The organism is Shewanella oncorhynchi, from assembly GCF_012584455.1.
Taxonomy (GTDB): Bacteria; Pseudomonadota; Gammaproteobacteria; order Enterobacterales; family Shewanellaceae; genus Shewanella; species Shewanella oncorhynchi.
In genome coordinates this window covers 72,854-90,436 of record NZ_JABAEB010000016.1, presented here as the reverse complement: position 1 = coordinate 90,436, position 17,583 = coordinate 72,854, and the positions used below count along the sequence as shown (strand labels likewise).

The window sequence follows — 17,583 nt, the reverse complement described above, 5'->3', positions numbered from 1 at the left end:
GGAGCGACATATCGGGTTCGAACCGATGACCTATACCTTGGCAAGGTATCGCTCTACCAACTGAGCTAATGTCGCATCTTGTTTTACTATTCACTCAGATAAACAAAGCATTTCACTTTATTACCTAGCTAATATCAAACATCAATATTGGGCAACGTTCAGACTTTGTTTGCACATTGCCTCTTGTCTACGGGGTGGCATTCTACCGATTTACCACCCAGTGTCAACCGCTGTTTTATCGATAACTTACTGCTTGCACACTAAATAATCTCTTTGATTTTTTATTGCACTATTCAGCAGTAAGATCTTTCCAAGCGGCTAAAATGTAACTCATCATTGACCAAAACGTTAATACAGCGGCGATATATAACAGTACAAATGCGGCATTAGTCATTAAAGGATTGTATTGCCAAATCAGCCCAATAATTGCCACCATTTGCGCAGCCGTCTTATATTTACCAATCCAAGACACGGCGACAGTACCACGTTTACCAATTTCAGCCATCCATTCCCTCAACGCTGAAATGACAATCTCGCGACCAATCATAAACAGGGCGGGCAATGTCAGCCAGATATTCGCGTATTGATCGACCAACAAAACTAAAGCTGTAATCACCATCAACTTATCAGCGACTGGGTCAAGAAAAGCGCCAAAACGAGTTAATTGTTTCAATTTACGGGCAGCATAACCATCTAATGCATCCGTTAACGCCGCGAGCCAAAAGGTAAATGCGGCAACAAAAGGGGTCCAGTCATAGGGTAAATAAAACAGCACCACAAAAATGGGCAGTAAAAAAAGCCTGAAAAGAGTTAATGCTATAGGTAAGTTAAACGGCATGATCAAACCAGTTAGTCAAAAGCAGCGCCAATCTTGCCTTAATTTTATCACCCTCGCAATGCATCATGAATGGTTTGTGCCATTTCTATGCTGATCCCTGGTACTTTGACTAATTCCGCCACACTTGCCCCTTTCACTTCCTGCAAGCCTCCTAAATGCTGTAACAAAGCTTTACGACGTTTAGGACCAATACCAGGGATCGATTCCAGTGTTGAAGTATTACGGGTTTTCTGACGACGGTTACGGTGGCCAGTGATTGCAAATCGATGGGATTCATCACGAATATGTTGGATAAGGTGCAGTGCTGGCGAATCCCCTTCGAGGGAAAAGCTGGTTTCGGTATCCCCTAAGATCAAGGTTTCAAGCCCAGGTTTACGGCCCTCACCTTTCGCCACCCCAATAAGCTGCGGCGCTTTATCCAAATGAACAAACTTTTCATCCACTATCTTTTGGGCAATACGCAACTGCCCTAGTCCGCCATCGATAAACAGAATGTCAGGGATTTTACCGCCTGCCTCAATCTTATCGAAACGGCGGCTTACCGCTTGCTTCATTGCCGCGTAATCATCGCCCGGCGTAATGCCCTCGATGTTATAACGACGATACTCGCCTTTATGCGGCCCTTCTCGATTAAATACCACACAGGAGGCAACGGTGCTCTCTCCCATGGTATGACTGATATCGAAACATTCCATCCGCTGGATAGGCCCACTCAACTCTAAGATTTCTTCGAGTAACACAAAACGCTGTTCGACGGTGTTCTTATGGGACAGGCGCGTAACCACTGCATTCGTTGCATTAGTCACGGCTAAACGTAAGAAGCTCGCCCTGTCGGCGCGAACATTGGTCTTAATCGAAAGTTTTTTATCTAGCGCCTCTGAAATCGCCGCTTCAAGTTCATGTAATTCTTCAAAATTATGGCTAATCACCACCTCTTTTGGAATAGTGCGTTGAATATCTGCATTTAAATAAAACTGTAGGATAAAGGAGCGCAGCACCTCATCCATATCAGTTTGGGCCGGCACTGAAGGATAATAACTACGACTGCCAAAAATTTTACCTTCGCGGATAAATAGCAGGTGAAAACAGGCGATGCCCGACGCATAATGCACCCCAATAACATCCATATCACCTTTATTATTAGAGACTTCCTGTTGCTCGGCAACTTTACGCAGCGCCATGATCTGATCGCGAAATCGTGCAGCCTGTTCATAGGCCTGCTGCTCGGCCGCAAGTTCCATTTTATCAACCAAGGCGCTGATCACTTGCTGATCTTTCCCCTTTAAAAACAGGCTGGCTAATTTCACTTGCTCATCATAATCAGCGTGACTGACTTTGCCCACGCAGGGCGCGCTACAGCGAGACAGTTGATATTGCAAACAAGGGCGTGAGCGCGATTTGTAGTAAAGATCGTCACATTGACGAATAGGAAACAGCTTCTGCATCAAATGCAGGCTTTCACGCACAGCACCGCCATTGGGATAAGGACCAAAATAGTGGCCTTTTTCCCGCTGCGGACCGCGATGATAGGCAAGCCTTGGGTGCTCATGCTGGCTTAATAAGATGTAAGGGTAAGATTTGTCATCACGCAACAACACATTGTATTTTGGCATGTATTGCTTGATGTAATCATTCTCAAGCAGCAGAGCATCTGTTTCACTGTGGGTCAGCGTCACATCAATATGGTGAATATGTGAAACTAAGGCTTGGGTCTTAACATTACCGAGGTTTTTACGAAAATACGAGGTGAGCCGTTTTTTAAGATCTTTGGCTTTACCCACATAAATGACGTCATTCTTGACGTCATACATGCGATAAACCCCAGCAGAGGATGAAACAGTACGTAAGAAACTTTGGGCGTTAAATTCATTAGACATCATTCACACCCACAGTTTTGGAGACTTAACACAAACAACATATAACCCAAGAACTCGCTAGATTAAAGTCATCGAACAACGTAATCCACTTTCCATTAAAAATGGCCAGCATCCAACATCTTATAGCGAATAGCTAACCGCGTTAGTTCGACATCACCACTGATCCCCAGCTTAGCAAATAAACGATAACGGTAACTGTTAACGGTTTTAGGACTTAAGTTCAGTTGCTCAGAAATATCGTTAACCTTCTCGCCATTGGTGATCATCAACATGATCTGTAACTCGCGCTCGGACAAAGACTTAAACGGGTTTTCATCGGCAGGATTAAACTGACTCAGCGCCATCTGTTGGGCAATTTCTGGGGACAAATAACGTTGTCCGCGAGAGACCTGACGTATCGCTTGCAATACTTCCGGCGGCGTCGCTCCTTTTGTTAAATAGCCCGAAGCACCAGCCTGCATCACCTTACTTGGGAACGGATCTTCCGTGTGTACAGTTAATACAATAATTTTTGCATGGGGTTGATATCGTAAAATTTTTCGAGTGGCTTCCAATCCGCCCATCCCAGGCATATTCATATCCATTAAGATCACATCCGCTTCATTTTGGCGAGCCCACTGCACAGCAGTCTCACCATCAGGGGCTTCGCCCACGACTTTGATCCCACGTTCATCTTCCAAGATGCGGCGGATCCCAGTTCTCACAAGCTCATGATCGTCAACCAAATATATCGAAATCAACTTAACCCACCTTTTACAATTTACAGCTCGATCCGTGTGTTAGAAAAAGCAACATGGCAAACGGATAACGAGTTCATAGGGCTAATTTAGCCCAACAACCCCATTTCGCAAAGCATAAATTCAACATTGTTAACTAGATGATATTTAAAGGAAGGATTCCAGAATAGCATACCAATAAAAAGCGTTTAAAAACGAAGCAATAACCCCAGAATGACCAGCCTAAAATCCCTGTTAAATCGATATCAAAATATCCAGCAAATATAGGCAATTTTTCAGTTCAAGAAAAACAAAAGGCCATCATTACTGATAGCCTTTCACGTGAAAATAGCAGAAGAGATACGCTTAGAATGGAGAACCCTAGTTCAAATTTCACATACAAAAAAGGCCATGAATAAAAATGGCCTTTTTTGTAAAATATGGCGGAGGAGCAGGGATTTGAACCCTGGGTGGGCTATAAACCCACGCCGGTTTTCAAGACCGGTGCATTAAACCACTCTGCCACCCCTCCTAACGAGCGAGATAATAGCTATCTCTGTCGCCACTGTAAACTTAAATTTATGGTTAATAGTGTTGATTGACTATTTCATATTCACTTAAATCGAAAGCCGTGAACAACAAAGGGCTTAGGATGAGAAAACTGAAATGAAAATTGCACAAACAAGAAAGGCCATCATTACTGATGGCCTTTCCCGTGAATATGGCACAGAAGCTGCGCTTCAAATCAGGAACCCAAGGGTTCAAACGGTATGAATACAAAATATGTCGCAGGAGCTGAACTTAGAATGAGGAACCTTAGTTCAAATTAAACAAACAAAAAAGGCCATCATTACTGATGACCTTTCCCGTGAATATGGCGGAGGAGCTGCGCTTCAAATCAAGAACCCAAGGGTTCAAACGGTATGAATACAAAATATGTCGCAGGAGCTGAACTTAGAATGAGGAACCTTAGTTCAAATTAAACAAACAAAAAAGGCCATCATTACTGATGACCTTTCCCGTGAATATGGCGGAGGAGCTGCGCTTCAAATCAAGAACCCAAGGGTTCAAACGGTATGAATGCAAAATGCCGCTAATTGCTTAGCAACATTTTGACTAAATATGCCGCAGGAGCTGAACTTAGAATGAGGAACCTTGGTTCAAATTGCACAAACAAAAAAGGCCATCATTACTGATGGCCTTTCTCGTAAATATGGCGGAGGAGCAGGGATTTGAACCCTGGGTGGGCTATAAACCCACGCCGGTTTTCAAGACCGGTGCATTAAACCACTCTGCCACCCCTCCGAACGAGCGAGATAATAGCTATCTACTACTCTGCTGTAAACCCTTAATTTAAAGAAACAATCTACATGGTCAATCTACATCCAATCCGCTTAAAAATATCGCGTTATTCAACTTATCTTTGAATCCCTTATCAGTTGAAGCGCCATTTTAAGGTGGCACACTTCACACTATATTAAGACTAAGCTCGATTGATATTGATTAAACGGTCAGATAGTTTCTGCATCTCAAGGCTTAACACATCAAGCGCCGTTGCATCGAGGGAGTTATCTTCACTAATGCTATTTATTCGCACTGCCAACTCATTAATCTCTTGAGTGACTTGGCTTTGCTGCTGAGCAGCTAACGCGATTTGTTGGGCACGCTGTGAAATATCATCGAAACTTTGTACGGTACTCGATAGAGAATCGGCAGCGCCCTCGGCCTCCGCAACCGCATGGACAGTGCGGGACTCCCCAGCTTGCATTGCTTGCACAGCGAGGCGCGAAGCCGATTGCAAAGCGTTAATCATGGTACTAATTTCATTGGCCGAATCTTGAGTTCGCCCCGCAAGGGTTCGAACTTCATCAGCAACGACTGCAAAACCGCGGCCCTGATCGCCCGCTCTAGCCGCCTCAATTGCCGCATTGAGAGCGAGCAAATTAGTCTGCTCAGAAATCGCCTTAATCACATCTAATACAGCGCCCACCTTTTGACTGTCTTGGGCCAATTGGGATATCACCTTAGTTGCGTTGGCAATTTCTCCTGATAATGCCTCGATGGAAGTATTGCTGGCTGCAACACGGGTTTGCCCTTCTCGCACTACAATCAAAGACGATTGCGCAGTTGCAGCACAATCATTGGTATTATTCGCAACTTCCATGGCGCTTGAAGACATTTGCGTTATCGCAGCGGCTAATTGTGCACTCTCCAGCCGCTGTTGCTCTGCGCGCTGAGCTAACTTACGGCTAAGTCCACTTAATTGCGTTGCCTCAAATTGAATTTTCTTCGCTTCTTGAGTGATCAGATCTAACATTGCCCTTAACGTCCCTGCATAGGTGTTTACGGCTCGGCGCAAAGCGCCAATCTCATCATCCCGCTGAATTTGCAGCTCGACATTGGCGCCCAAATTACCGCTCCCAAGGGAAGCAATTTGATCTGTGGTTTCCTCAAGTTGCGCCAACAGTTTTTTACCCGACAACCAAGCCAAATAAAGTAAAATGGCGAGCAAGGGCAATAAAAACAACAAAATATCAAAGGTCAGCTCACGGGCAAGCCCTGTGACTCGCGTTTTAGGCGTCACAAGGCCAATCACCCATCCGGTATCAGGCATTACAAAAAGGCTCACCTCACTCGCCTGATTAAGTCTTCCATCCTTATTTAAGCTTACAGACACCACTTTGTTGATTGAGGTTTGCTTAAGTGCTGCTTCAACGGGGGAGAGCCAAGGTAACTGCCCGACGATATCCGTAAAACGCAACATAGTGTCGGACTTATTCGTTTCAGGAAAATGTAAGATATTACCCGCTTGGTCTAAAGCGAAAGCATAACCATCAGTTACATTACCATGTTCTGTTAAAAATTTGGCTAAATCATCAAGTTTTAAATCTATCGTTGCGACCCCTGCAAATGTCCCCGTGAGACGATATGGCACACTGCATGTCACCATAGCCACCTTTGTAACCGGATCTTGATAAGCCTCTGACCATAAACATTGAGATACTGAGCTAGTCCGCGCGCCCGTATACCAAGGATCATTATGATACCCAGGGCCAGATGGCGCATTATAGTCATCCGAATAAGCCAGTAGATTATTGCTATCACGGGCCCAGAAAAAACTGTGGCGGATACTCCCAGCGACGAATTTATCTGGCTCAGGCCAGATCCCACCGCCAGCGATAGTGAGATCGCCATTGTTATCAATCAAATTAGGTAAGGAGTTAAGATAAAGAGCTTGCTCATGGGGTAGCACTTCTGCGAGGTGTGCAAGGCTTAAAGTAATCCCCTCAATGCTTGCCAACTTAAGTGCGAGTTGCCTTACGATACTGCTCCCCGTTTGCTCAATTAACTCTTGACTCGCCGCCACCACTCGAGGCTGCCCTCGAAGTGACATCACACCAAAAACCGCGAGCCCGGTGAGTAGAAGCAGCACTACACTGCCCATTGTGAGCCGCTGCGAAATACGTGTAGGTAAAAACATAGCTTTCTCTACTTAAAATAAGTCACCCAGATGGGAGAATTGTTCGGCCGTATGGTCCAAGACTGTCGAGAATCATACGTCGCACCATCCTAGTGCAAATTTTAAAGACCATAAAAACCATTAACTTGGCCACAAACTTAGTGTAGACCATAAACGAGAAGCGCGGATAAAAAAGGCCATCATTACTGATGGCCTTTCTCGTGAATATGGCAGAGGAGCAGCGCTTCAAATTAGGAACCCAAAGGTTCAAACTGTATAAATGCAAAAAGCCGCTAATTGCTTAGCGGCTTTTTGACTAAATATGGCGGAGGAGCTGAACTTAGAATGAGGAACCTTGGTTCAAATTGCACAAACAAAAAAGGCCATCATTACTGATGGCCTTTCTCGTGAATATGGCGCAGGAGCTGCACTTCAAATCAGGAACCCAAGGGTTCAAACTTTATGAATGCAAAAAGCCGCTAATTGCTTAGCGGCTTTTTGACTAAATATGGCGGAGGAGCAGGGATTTGAACCCTGGGTGGGCTATAAACCCACGCCGGTTTTCAAGACCGGTGCATTAAACCACTCTGCCACCCCTCCGAACGCCGAAAATAATATAAGTATACCGCTAACTTGTAAACCTCAATTTTTAAATATCGAGTCAAATGCTCAACTTATGTTCACCCCGATGTTTTTTACAACAAATACATGCCCAGTTTCAAGGAATAATCGAGTAAACAGAGGTAAAAACACCTATACAGTGAGAGACTTGTCGTCTTGGTATGGTAAAATCACTGCAACTTTTCACGGTAAATGCTTATATGAATTCACTCTTGATACCCACGTCTTCACTCGCACCTGAATTTAGCCTGCCAACCCTTCCCGAAACGGCTGACAATCTAAGCGCATTACTCTTAGGACAAGAGCGTGCTGTGGATGCGTTTAAACTCCACCAAGCTATTGTCGATCAGCACTTGTATCTAGCTGATTTCCCGAGCATTGACCGCCAATTAATGATCCAAGCCTGTATTGATAGCCTAGCGCCGTTATCTCCAGCTTATTTAGTGGCAACACGCCCGACTGACAAAGCGGCAACATTTCAGTGGCAATCAGAGAAACCACAGGAAAATCAGGTCAGTATTGCCGAAAAAACGACTCGCTATCGCTACCTCAGTGGTAATATTCGCCGTGTAGACCTCATTGGCCGTATGGCACAAACAGGAACAACAAGCCAGTATCAAGCTGGTGCTCTGGCCGAATGTCATTATGTATTTATTTGCGCCGAGTCACTTTGGAAACGTGAAGGTTTATGGGAATTAGTGATGCAAATCCTCACCCATAAAGCGTATCAGATTAGCAATAACTTAAGTCCTATCCCGCTCAATTGTAAAATTGTCCTTATCGGTGCAGGAATGATTTATAGCCAAGTCAGAACTGAGGATTGGCAATTTCAACGTCACTTCACCCTACTAGCAGAACTCGCTAGCGAAATCGACTTGGTCCGTTATACAGAGTCACAATACGTCGCATGGTTGCAAGCGGTTGCACAAAGTGTCAAGGTCACTCTAGAACAATCAAGCCTAGCGCCACTTTTTCGTTATAGTGCACGGTTAACCGAACATCAGCGCCGCCTCAGTTTGTCTATGCTCGAGTTTGCCCAACTGATGGTACAAGCTAAAGCCTATTGTGGTAAACCGAGTATCAATGCGAGCAGTATTGAGCTCGCGTTAGCCCAAGCCAACTATCGTCATAACAGCTCGGAAGAATATTCAGGTCAAAGCTTCGATGACAACTTCATAAATCTGCCAACTTCAGGTGCTATGGTAGGTCAGATCAATGGCTTAACTGTCATTGATGCCATCGATTACAGTTATGGTGAGCCTGCGCGGATCACGGCATCTGTTCACTACGGCGATGGTGAAGTCGCCGATATCGAAAGAAAATCTGAACTTGGTGGCAATATACATGCCAAAGGAATGATGATCCTTTCTGCCTGCTTGTACCGTATCTTTGGGCGAGATGCACCATTACACCTAAATGCCAATATCGTTTTCGAGCAATCCTATCAAGAAATTGATGGTGATAGCGCATCACTCGCCGAATACTGCTGTTTGATGTCAGCGATTGCCGAACAACCCATTATTCAGTCACTGGCAATAACTGGTGCATTGGATCAATTTGGTAATGTGCAAGCGATTGGTGGCATCAACGAGAAAATTGAAGGCTTTTTTAATCTGTGTGAACGTCGTGGTCTCACGGGAGAACAAGGCGTTATTATGCCCAAGTCGAACGTGTTACAGCTTAACCTCAATCCCAAAGTGATTACAGCTGTAGGCAAAGGCTTATTTCACCTCTATGCAATCGAGCATATGGACCAAGCTGTTGAGCTATTAATGCAAATGCCTGCGGGTGTAGCCGATGAAGATAATGATTTTCCACATGATTCATTATACGGCCTTGTACAGGAACGATTAGACAAGCTCGCAGGAAATGGCGAGGAGGAAATCGGCATAATCACGAGATTACTCGCAAAATTGGGATTTTTTCGCCGCTAATTAGCTGATCGGAGTTGTTTAGCTTACACGTGTTCGCTAATCTTGGCGGCTCTTATTGCTGGAGTAGTAAAACAATGAACAAAGCAAACAGTTTCAATAAAGAAGAACTCATCGCCTGTGGCCATGGGAAATTATTTGGTCCAAACTCACCTCGTCTGCCTGTCGATAACATGCTGATGATAGATAGAATCGTTACTATCAATGATAATGGCGGTGAGTTTGGCAAAGGTGAAATTGTCGCTGAACTCGATATTAATCCAGACTTATGGTTTTTTGACTGCCACTTTATTACCGACCCGGTAATGCCTGGCTGTTTAGGGCTTGATGCCATGTGGCAACTCGTTGGCTTCTATTTAGGCTGGGAAGGCGCAGAAGGCAAAGGACGTGCTCTGGGTGTAGGTGAAGTGAAGTTTACGGGTCAAGTATTACCAGGCGCTAAGAAAGTCACTTATAAACTCAATATCAAGCGTACTATTCACCGTAAACTGGTGATGGGTATTGCCGATGCAATCCTTGAAGTTGATGGCCGTCAAATCTACAGTGCAACCGATCTTAAAGTCGGTGTCTTTAGCGATACGTCTACATTCTGATCAGTCTTACTCCAATACACTGAAGATATCAGTACTACAGATATAAAAATGCCCTCATCTGAGGGCAATATGCTGCATTACTTTGCTTGTTCTGGGCTATTTAATTAATGAGTAAAACTCAATTATTTATTAAATAGCCCATTAACTCGGCCATCCACACCTTCACGCCAACCGCCTAACCACTGCGATCGCGAATCAAGATTTGCATATGGACAGAGCTCCTTAGAGCGTCCACCAACCCCAGCTTGGAATCCTTTTGAAAAAGCTCTGTCTAAACGATCTCGTTTTTGTCTTTTCATGCAAGCGTCCTCTGTTCTACATAAAATAGAAGCAAAAGCTTCACCCATAGAAATAGTGCTTTTTGACGCCAAGATCAATCAAAAAATCGGCTATTATACTGACTATTTATTAAACTATTGAGATCCTAGCGAAAAAAAATCGAGGCATTTCGCCTCGATTTTTTTAGTCTGAATTGAAGCTTAAAACTTAACGAATTCGACGACGGAACCACACCAATGGCAAGGCAAATAACCAAGCTAACGTTGCCGCACCAGAACGCTCAAAATTACCGGTATCGGTGCTATCTTCAACAGTACAAGCTTCACCACTGGTAGCCGGTTTAAGTACAACCATACGTGGAACATAAGCCGTTACAGGCTCGCCACTACCACTCAGCTCAAATAGCGGTAAGCCATTTTCACCAATAACTATGTTGCCATCTTTATCAAATTGATAAGAAGGTTTACGAATAAAAGCCGTACCTACGATAGTGCCATCTTCGTTGATACTCGTACCTTCAACCACTAAAATATCAGCGTTATATTGAAGAATTTTACCTGAGCCATCCTGAACTTCGACCTGATGACGTGCCCAGCTACCGTCGTTTGATTTCTCATAACCCTTAGACTCGCAGGTCAGCAATTTATTGATATTGCTAAACTCACCCGTCGACTTCTCATACAGGAAACCCGCTTTGGGACGGGGTTTTTCTTTGTCGTAAGTCGTTTCAATATAACCAACAACTTGGCCTTTATTGTTGATACTCTTTGGTTTACTCGAAAGATCCGTTGTAGAAGCGGCAAAATCATTCGGGGTTACTATTGTTGCATCAGCTTGATTCGTATCGAAATAGAAGAACTTATCGCGTAAATAACCTTGAATATAGCTACGATAACTACCGACAACAATACCATTATCATTAACATCATAGGCAATAGCGCTAATAACATCGTTATCACGAACAGGGATCCAATGATATTGATAGTGTCCTTCAGTACCTTTAGACCAATAAGCCGCATCTTGGCGTAAATTATCTGTATCACCGTAACGATAAACATGAGAACGACCAACAACGACACCGTTATTATTCAATCCTAAGGCCTGTGCAGTAAAGGTTAAGGTATTATCAGTCGCTGGAGTCAGCCCCAAAGGTAACTCAGTCCCAGTAGCAACATCATTGTCAATTTGCCATACATAAGCACGGGTCTGATACTGAATATTACGCGTCCCCGTTGTATTCGGATATTGCTCACGTTGAACGCATACATCCAACGGCAAAGTATTATCGGTACTTAAACAAGAATTAACACGATCACTACCATATTTACTGATGGCAGTACTGGCATAACCGGTTACTAAATTATTGTTATTGACCGCCGTTGCTGCAGACCATCCACCTAACTCTACAGTTTTAGTCTTATCAGCATTAACAAATTGCGTGTAGGGAGGAACTAATGGAATTTCAGTGCTGCCCACTTTTACCACACCGCGGAACTCATAGTCGCGGTAATACCAGTAATCATCGGTAACATCAGTAGTTGCAGTGTTCTCAGCTTTCTTTTCAGGAGCAGTCATGCTACCCACTTTAATACCGGCATCGTTAATACCGTAATAAAAGCTATCAACTGAGTTAATCACAGCAGCATTATTGGGTGGTGTAGTCCCATTAATGCTGTCAAAATTGGGGGTCCAAGGGTTAGATGTATCATCATTTTCCTTAGCAATAAAGGCAAAGTTATTGGCAATAATGGCTTTATCTATCGAATATGTAATGGTTTCTTCCGGTGCGATACCATCGGCAACATCAATCACGCCGCCTTCGACATCTGAACTGCTGAGTTTTTTCTTACCCTTTGAAATACCGACTAATTCATCATTGGCATTCACACCTAAAGCATAACCGTTACGAGTGCCTTCAAGCGTACCTTTCAGATCATAATTTTCGATATTAACGATTTCATAGACAGGTGCTGCATGGGCACTGTTTAATACACCAAGGACACCTAAGGCAACCAAGGAAAGGGCTTTATCCAACTTTGACTTCATTAATTCTATTCCCATTTTTATTATTGGTTTACTTCAGTGACTCAAGCTCTTCCCAACGCTCGAAGCAAACTTCCAATTGCTTTTCTTTATCAGCCAACTGACTCAATACCTGATTGACTTTATCCTGCGCCTGACTATAAAAGTCTGAATGTCCAATAGTGGTCTGCAATGCGAGAATTTCTGCCTCCAATTGCTCCATCACATTAGGTAGTGACTCTAACTCACGCTGTAGCTTATACGACAGTTTTTTTACCGCTTTCACAGGTTCTGCAGTTTTAACTTCAACGGGTTTAGTTTCAACCGCAGGAACTTCGACCACCTTTTGTGAACTAGGTTCCTCAGAATAAAACTTTGCCCCTTGGTTCACGGCATCTTGATAACCACCTACATACTCGCTCCAATGGCCATTACCCGCATACCACCAGCTACTGGTCACAGTATTGTCGATAAATGCCCTGTCATGGCTCACTAGCAACAACGTACCTTGGTATTCAGTGAGCAACGACTCTAGCAATTCTAAGGTCTCAATATCAAGATCGTTAGTTGGCTCATCGAGAATGATTAAGTTTGCAGGGCGAATTAATAACTTAGCCAATAACAAACGGTTCTTCTCACCACCCGACAGCGCTTTCACTGGCGTTCTGGCACGCATAGGCGAGAACAAGAAGTCCTGCAAATAACTTAAAATGTGGCGGTCTTGACCATTGATCGTGATGGTCTTTTTACCTTCACCAACGTTATCTTCAACGGTTTGCTCAGGATCTAACGCTTCACGATATTGGTCGAAATAAGCGATTTCGAGCTTAGTACCGACTTTAATTTCGCCCGATTGCGGTTGCAGCTTCTCGATTAACAGCTTGATCAAGGTTGATTTACCACAACCGTTTGGCCCAATCAGCGCAATACGGTCACCGCGGATAACCGTCGTATTAAAGTTTTTAACCAGATTTTTATCGGGCAGATTGAAGTTAAGATCGGTCACATCAAAGACTAACTTACCAGAACGTTCAGTATCCGATACTGCCATTTTAGCATTGCCTTGACGATTCAGACGTTCACTTCGCTCTTCACGTAACGCCTTAAGTGCGCGAACTCGACCTTCGTTACGGGTACGTCTGGCTTTAACGCCTTGACGGATCCACACTTCTTCATCGGCGAGACGCTTGTCAAACAAGGCATTTTTCTCGGCTTCGACGCGCAGCCATTCTTGCTTACCATCGAGATACATTTGATAGTTGCCCGGCCATGAGGTCACCACGCCACGGTCTAAATCGACAATCCGCGTCGCCATACGGGCAATAAAGCCCCTATCGTGGCTAATAAAGACGATAGCGCCTTGATAATCAAGTAAAAACTTTTCAAGCCACTCGATAGTGTCTATGTCTAAGTGGTTGGTCGGTTCATCAAGTAACAACAGATCTGGCTCGCTCACCAGTGCTCTGGCTAACGCCACTTTACGCTGCCAACCACCCGATAACTCGCTCAAGGATTTGTCAGGATCGAGACCTAACAACTCGCAGTTTTGTTGGATACGAGAATCTAGCTGCCATCCATTATAGTGGTCTAAGGTTTCTTGCAGACCTTGCATTTCATTCAACATACGATCCATTTGCTCGGGATCGGCATGGGCCACATCGTGGGACAATTGATGATAACGCTCAAGCGCCTCGCCCACTTCCTTTAATCCTGCAGCAATATAAGCGTATACCGTGCCTTGCTCAGCCTTTGGCGGATCTTGTTGTAGACGGCTAACGGTCACATTACCAGCGATGTTGAATTCGCCTTCATCCAGCAGTACATCACCAGATAACACTTTTAATAAACTCGACTTGCCAGCACCATTACGGCCAACAATACACACGCGCTCACCGCGTTGAATAGTAAAATCCGCTTTTTGTAACAACGGAGTGTAACCATAGGCTAAAGAGCCACTATTGATACGAACCAGACTCAAACTAAGCTCCTGTAAACTCTTGTAATTGTGTTGCGTTAAATGGCCAATGTAATTCTCTACCATCCCAAGCTTTAAGCACAGGGATCGATACGCCATAACGCTGCGCGAGGTATTCATCGTCACAAATATCTATGGCCCGATAGCCAATATCGGCCGCGTCCAGTAAGGCCGCGGCCAGTTCACACAGATGACATCCCTCTGTGTGATATAGCAGATAATGCCTGTTATCTAATTCTGCTTGAGTCAACTCAGGCATGGGTGATAAGCCAAGTATTATGAATATGTGGATTACGTTTGTAGTCCATAGGCAAAGTCACGTCATCAATGTTCTTCACATTAATGTTCATCTTGGTCAGTGCCTCTATGTCCATCTTAAACTTACGTTTATTGTTAGAGAACACTAGTTCGCCCGTTGGGCTGAGCAGTTTCACTAAGGATGCCAGTAAGTTCACATGGTCTCTCTGCACATCGAATGAATCTTCCATACGCTTAGAATTTGAGAAGGTCGGCGGATCGATAAAAATCAGATCGTACTGTTCACGGCAATCACGGATCCACTGCATGCAGTCAGATTGAACAAACTCATACTGCTTACCTTGAAGCCCATTGAGTGCAAAGTTGTCCTTCGCCCAAGCAATATAGGTATTGGACATATCCACCGTCGTCACCGATTTAGCCCCACCAAGCGCCGCATGCACAGAAGCAGAACCTGTGTAAGAGAACAGGTTAAGTACACGGCGTCCCTTAGATTTTTGACCGACTAAACGGCGTGTCAATCTGTGATCGAGGAATAAACCTGTATCCAAATAACCAGTTAAGTTCAGTTTGAACTTAGCGCCATATTCAGTAGTGATAAGCTCTAACTTACGCTCATCCAGCTTTTGATACTGACTCGTGCCCTTTTGACGCTCACGCGTCTTCATGATCATCTTGTTCGGATTGATACCAATGGCCGACGGCAGTGCTAACAAAACATCGCTTAAACGACGCTTGGTTACGGCTTCAGGTATAGTTGCTGGCGCCATATATTCTTGAATAATCACGTAATCTAAGTATTTATCTACTGCGACGTTATATTCAGGAATGTCGGCATCATAAATACGATAGCTGTCGATGCCTTCTTTCTTGGCCCATTTCTCTAATAACTTGGCATTTTTCTTAATGCGGTTAGCAAATGCAGGGGCGATATCGGCAATGTCGACGCCGTCTGGCAGCACTGGTGTATCACGACGCGTACTGGTCGCATGCAAGGTATAAATGTTAAAGGCACATTCTAGGGCACCGTTGAACATCTTCATCTGTTTGTCGGCTTTAAGCTTAAGTGATGATACAAGCTCGATATCACTACACAGCATGGCCACTTTCCAGCCGCCAAACTCTTTCTTAAACTTGTCACCTAGCTGATAGTAAAGCTGCAATAACTCAGACACATTGCCTAAACGTTCACCATAAGGTGGGTTAGTGATCAAATAGCCACTTTCTGCAGGCGGCGTTATCGTCAACGCATCTGCAACTTGAAACTCAATTAACTCGAGTACACCGGCATTTTCGGCGTTACGTTTGGCTAACGCGACTAAGCGCGAATCGATATCTGAGCCGTAAAATTTAATCTCACAACGTTTCACGCCTAATGAGGCACGCGCTTTTGCTTCTTCAACGATTTCTTGCCACACGGCTTTATCATGACGACGCCAATGTTCAAACCCAAAACGGCTACGCTGCAGACCAGGCGCAATATCGGCCGCCATTAAAGCCGCTTCAATCAACACAGTACCGCTACCACAGAAAGGATCGAGCAAGGTCGAAGGCGCCGCTTGCCAGCCACTGCGTACTAACATGTTGGCGGCTAAATTTTCCTTCAATGGCGCTTCACCAGTGGTCGAACGATAACCACGTTGATGCAATGATGGACCAGAGAAGTTCATCGCAATCGTGATTACGCCATTACGAAAATGGGCATCAACTTTAAAGTCAGCATCGACGCGTGACACATTGGGGCGCTCAACGTCATCGTCCCGGAATCTATCCACAACCGCGTCTTTAATCTTGAGTGCGCCGAACTGGGTATTATTGATAAAACCACCCGTACCATGAAAATCGATACTAAAAGTGCTTTTATTGGAAAAGTGCGCGGGCCAATCGACACAATAGGCGGCATTATAAAGTTGCTCTGCCGACTCGCAGCTACCTTTATAGATAACCAACACGATACGGCTGGCTAAACGTGTCCATAAAGTAATCCGATACGCTAAAGCTAAGGGGGCAGTGAAATACACACCAGCAACACTCTCTTTTACTTCAGTCGCACCAAATTCTGTCAGCTCTTGGGCTAAGCTATATTCAAAGCCCTTAGGGGCGGCGGCAAAAAAATTAAGCATGGGATAATCAGTACGCAGTCAAAATCAAAGCGACATTATACCTGCTCGAATACATAAAAGATAAACAGTTATTAGTCGAAACCCCATTTAGTCTCATCCTCGACCTAAGATAATCAACGAAAAATCCCTAACTTATGTTTAAATTGTATGAAAGCCCCCCACTCCGCTTTATATTTAAGCGTTCACCACCTTTTTCGATCTTCGTCCTTGCAATGCCAAGGCGCTGCCGTTATAGTCTGCCCCGCTTTGAAGACGGACGCGGGATGGAGCAGCATGGTAGCTCGTCGGGCTCATAACCCGAAGGTCGTAGGTTCAAATCCTGCTCCCGCAACCATTTAAAAGCAAAATAGTAAAGTAATACAGATAGATATCGGACGCGGGATGGAGCAGCATGGTAGCTCGTCGGGCTCATAACCCGAAGGTCGTCGGTTCAAATCCGGCTCCCGCAACCACTTTCTATATGTGTTTATAACGAGAAACAGCTTATCAGCCTCAACTCCTTATAAGCAACAGGCGAAAGTAGTCAGTTAAAATACGACTCCAGCAACCAATTCTTAGATGACAGAATTAAAATAGTTATTAACAGCAACAATCGGACGCGGGATGGAGCAGCATGGTAGCTCGTCGGGCTCATAACCCGAAGGTCGTCGGTTCAAATCCGGCTCCCGCAACCACTTTCTATATGTGTTTATAACGAGAAACAGCTTATCGGGCTCAACTCCTTATAAACAACAGGCGAAGGTAATCAGTTCAAATCCGGCTACTGCAACCAATTCTTAGATGACAGAATTAAAATAGTTATTAACAGCAAGAATCGGACGCGGGATGGAGCAGCATGGTAGCTCGTCGGGCTCATAACCCGAAGGTCGTCGGTTCAAATCCGGCTCCCG

Annotated in this window: 11 protein-coding genes and 8 tRNA genes; 6 read left to right on the top strand and 13 right to left on the bottom strand. The window is 44.5% G+C overall.

Annotated features, from left to right (window positions below; genetic code table 11):
• Positions 1 to 2: 2 nt before the first annotated feature.
• From HGO26_RS20165 to HGO26_RS20130, 8 genes are all read right to left on the bottom strand, one after another.
• Positions 3 to 75, bottom strand: a tRNA-Gly gene (locus tag HGO26_RS20165).
• Positions 76 to 289: 214 nt separating this feature from the next.
• The gene (pgsA, locus tag HGO26_RS20160) at positions 290 to 838 is read right to left on the bottom strand and encodes a CDP-diacylglycerol--glycerol-3-phosphate 3-phosphatidyltransferase (RefSeq protein WP_028759642.1); all 549 of its coding nucleotides are present in this window, start codon (positions 836 to 838) and stop codon (positions 290 to 292) included.
• Positions 839 to 885: 47 nt separating this feature from the next.
• Positions 886 to 2,715, bottom strand: coding sequence for an excinuclease ABC subunit UvrC (uvrC, locus tag HGO26_RS20155; RefSeq protein ID WP_168827472.1), 1,830 nt, complete (start codon positions 2,713 to 2,715; stop codon positions 886 to 888).
• A gap of 95 nt (positions 2,716 to 2,810) precedes the next feature.
• Complete coding sequence (gene uvrY, locus HGO26_RS20150; protein ID WP_006082070.1) at positions 2,811 to 3,455, bottom strand: UvrY/SirA/GacA family response regulator transcription factor; 645 nt, start codon at positions 3,453 to 3,455, stop codon at positions 2,811 to 2,813.
• A 417-nt stretch (positions 3,456 to 3,872) separates the two neighbouring features.
• Positions 3,873 to 3,963: transfer RNA gene (locus tag HGO26_RS20145), tRNA-Ser, on the bottom strand.
• A 682-nt stretch (positions 3,964 to 4,645) separates the two neighbouring features.
• A tRNA-Ser gene (locus HGO26_RS20140) sits at positions 4,646 to 4,736 on the bottom strand.
• Positions 4,737 to 4,914: 178 nt separating this feature from the next.
• Positions 4,915 to 6,912, bottom strand: coding sequence for a methyl-accepting chemotaxis protein (locus HGO26_RS20135; RefSeq protein WP_168827470.1), 1,998 nt, complete (start codon positions 6,910 to 6,912; stop codon positions 4,915 to 4,917).
• Between the two features lie 488 nt (positions 6,913 to 7,400).
• Positions 7,401 to 7,491, bottom strand: a tRNA-Ser gene (locus HGO26_RS20130).
• A 221-nt stretch (positions 7,492 to 7,712) separates the two neighbouring features.
• Here HGO26_RS20130 and HGO26_RS20125 point away from each other — a divergent pair.
• Together HGO26_RS20125 and fabA are read left to right on the top strand one after the other, a co-directional pair.
• Positions 7,713 to 9,446, top strand: a complete 1,734-nt coding sequence (locus HGO26_RS20125; RefSeq protein WP_168827468.1) for an AAA family ATPase — start codon at positions 7,713 to 7,715, stop codon at positions 9,444 to 9,446.
• A 74-nt stretch (positions 9,447 to 9,520) separates the two neighbouring features.
• Entirely contained in the window at positions 9,521 to 10,036 is a 516-nt protein-coding gene (gene fabA / locus HGO26_RS20120; RefSeq protein WP_028759638.1) for a bifunctional 3-hydroxydecanoyl-ACP dehydratase/trans-2-decenoyl-ACP isomerase, read from the top strand.
• Positions 10,037 to 10,158: 122 nt separating this feature from the next.
• Here fabA and rmf read toward each other — a convergent pair whose 3' ends face one another.
• From rmf to rlmKL, 5 genes are all read right to left on the bottom strand, one after another.
• Entirely contained in the window at positions 10,159 to 10,335 is a 177-nt protein-coding gene (rmf, locus tag HGO26_RS20115; RefSeq protein WP_006082074.1) for a ribosome modulation factor, read from the bottom strand.
• Positions 10,336 to 10,522: 187 nt separating this feature from the next.
• Positions 10,523 to 12,361: a DUF3466 family protein gene (locus HGO26_RS20110; protein ID WP_168827466.1), complete on the bottom strand. Its 1,839-nt coding sequence runs from the start codon at positions 12,359 to 12,361 to the stop codon at positions 10,523 to 10,525.
• Positions 12,362 to 12,389: 28 nt separating this feature from the next.
• Entirely contained in the window at positions 12,390 to 14,315 is a 1,926-nt protein-coding gene (locus tag HGO26_RS20105) for an ABC transporter ATP-binding protein (protein ID WP_131523280.1), read from the bottom strand.
• Between the two features lies 1 nt (position 14,316).
• Positions 14,317 to 14,571 (bottom strand): glutaredoxin family protein, encoded by a 255-nt coding sequence (locus HGO26_RS20100; protein ID WP_168827464.1) that lies wholly within the window; start codon positions 14,569 to 14,571, stop codon positions 14,317 to 14,319.
• Positions 14,564 to 16,693, bottom strand: coding sequence for a bifunctional 23S rRNA (guanine(2069)-N(7))-methyltransferase RlmK/23S rRNA (guanine(2445)-N(2))-methyltransferase RlmL (rlmKL, locus tag HGO26_RS20095; protein WP_168827462.1), 2,130 nt, complete (start codon positions 16,691 to 16,693; stop codon positions 14,564 to 14,566). Before rlmKL ends, HGO26_RS20100 begins: the two co-directional genes overlap by 8 nt.
• A 257-nt stretch (positions 16,694 to 16,950) precedes the next feature.
• Between rlmKL and HGO26_RS20090 the strand changes: the two genes are divergently transcribed.
• The 4 genes from HGO26_RS20090 (at position 16,951) to HGO26_RS20075 (ending at position 17,583) form a co-directional block, all read left to right on the top strand.
• Positions 16,951 to 17,027: transfer RNA gene (locus HGO26_RS20090), tRNA-Met, on the top strand.
• Between the two features lie 41 nt (positions 17,028 to 17,068).
• Positions 17,069 to 17,145 (top strand) — tRNA-Met (locus HGO26_RS20085).
• Positions 17,146 to 17,290: 145 nt separating this feature from the next.
• Positions 17,291 to 17,367: transfer RNA gene (locus HGO26_RS20080), tRNA-Met, on the top strand.
• A 145-nt stretch (positions 17,368 to 17,512) separates the two neighbouring features.
• Positions 17,513 to 17,583 (top strand) — tRNA-Met (locus tag HGO26_RS20075).

What these genes read in the sequence shown, in the direction of transcription:
- HGO26_RS20135 (WP_168827470.1), bottom strand. Translation starts at nt 6,912, where the DNA reads ATGTTTTTACCTACACGTATTTCGCAGCGGCTCACAATGGGCAGTGTA.
- uvrC (WP_168827472.1), bottom strand. Translation starts at nt 2,715, where the DNA reads ATGTCTAATGAATTTAACGCCCAAAGTTTCTTACGTACTGTTTCATCC.
- HGO26_RS20110 (WP_168827466.1), bottom strand. Translation starts at nt 12,361, where the DNA reads ATGAAGTCAAAGTTGGATAAAGCCCTTTCCTTGGTTGCCTTAGGTGTC.
- pgsA (WP_028759642.1), bottom strand. Translation starts at nt 838, where the DNA reads ATGCCGTTTAACTTACCTATAGCATTAACTCTTTTCAGGCTTTTTTTA.
- rlmKL (WP_168827462.1), bottom strand. Translation starts at nt 16,693, where the DNA reads ATGCTTAATTTTTTTGCCGCCGCCCCTAAGGGCTTTGAATATAGCTTA.
- HGO26_RS20100 (WP_168827464.1), bottom strand. Translation starts at nt 14,571, where the DNA reads ATGCCTGAGTTGACTCAAGCAGAATTAGATAACAGGCATTATCTGCTA.
- HGO26_RS20125 (WP_168827468.1), top strand. Translation starts at nt 7,713, where the DNA reads ATGAATTCACTCTTGATACCCACGTCTTCACTCGCACCTGAATTTAGC.
- fabA (WP_028759638.1), top strand. Translation starts at nt 9,521, where the DNA reads ATGAACAAAGCAAACAGTTTCAATAAAGAAGAACTCATCGCCTGTGGC.
- rmf (WP_006082074.1), bottom strand. Translation starts at nt 10,335, where the DNA reads ATGAAAAGACAAAAACGAGATCGTTTAGACAGAGCTTTTTCAAAAGGA.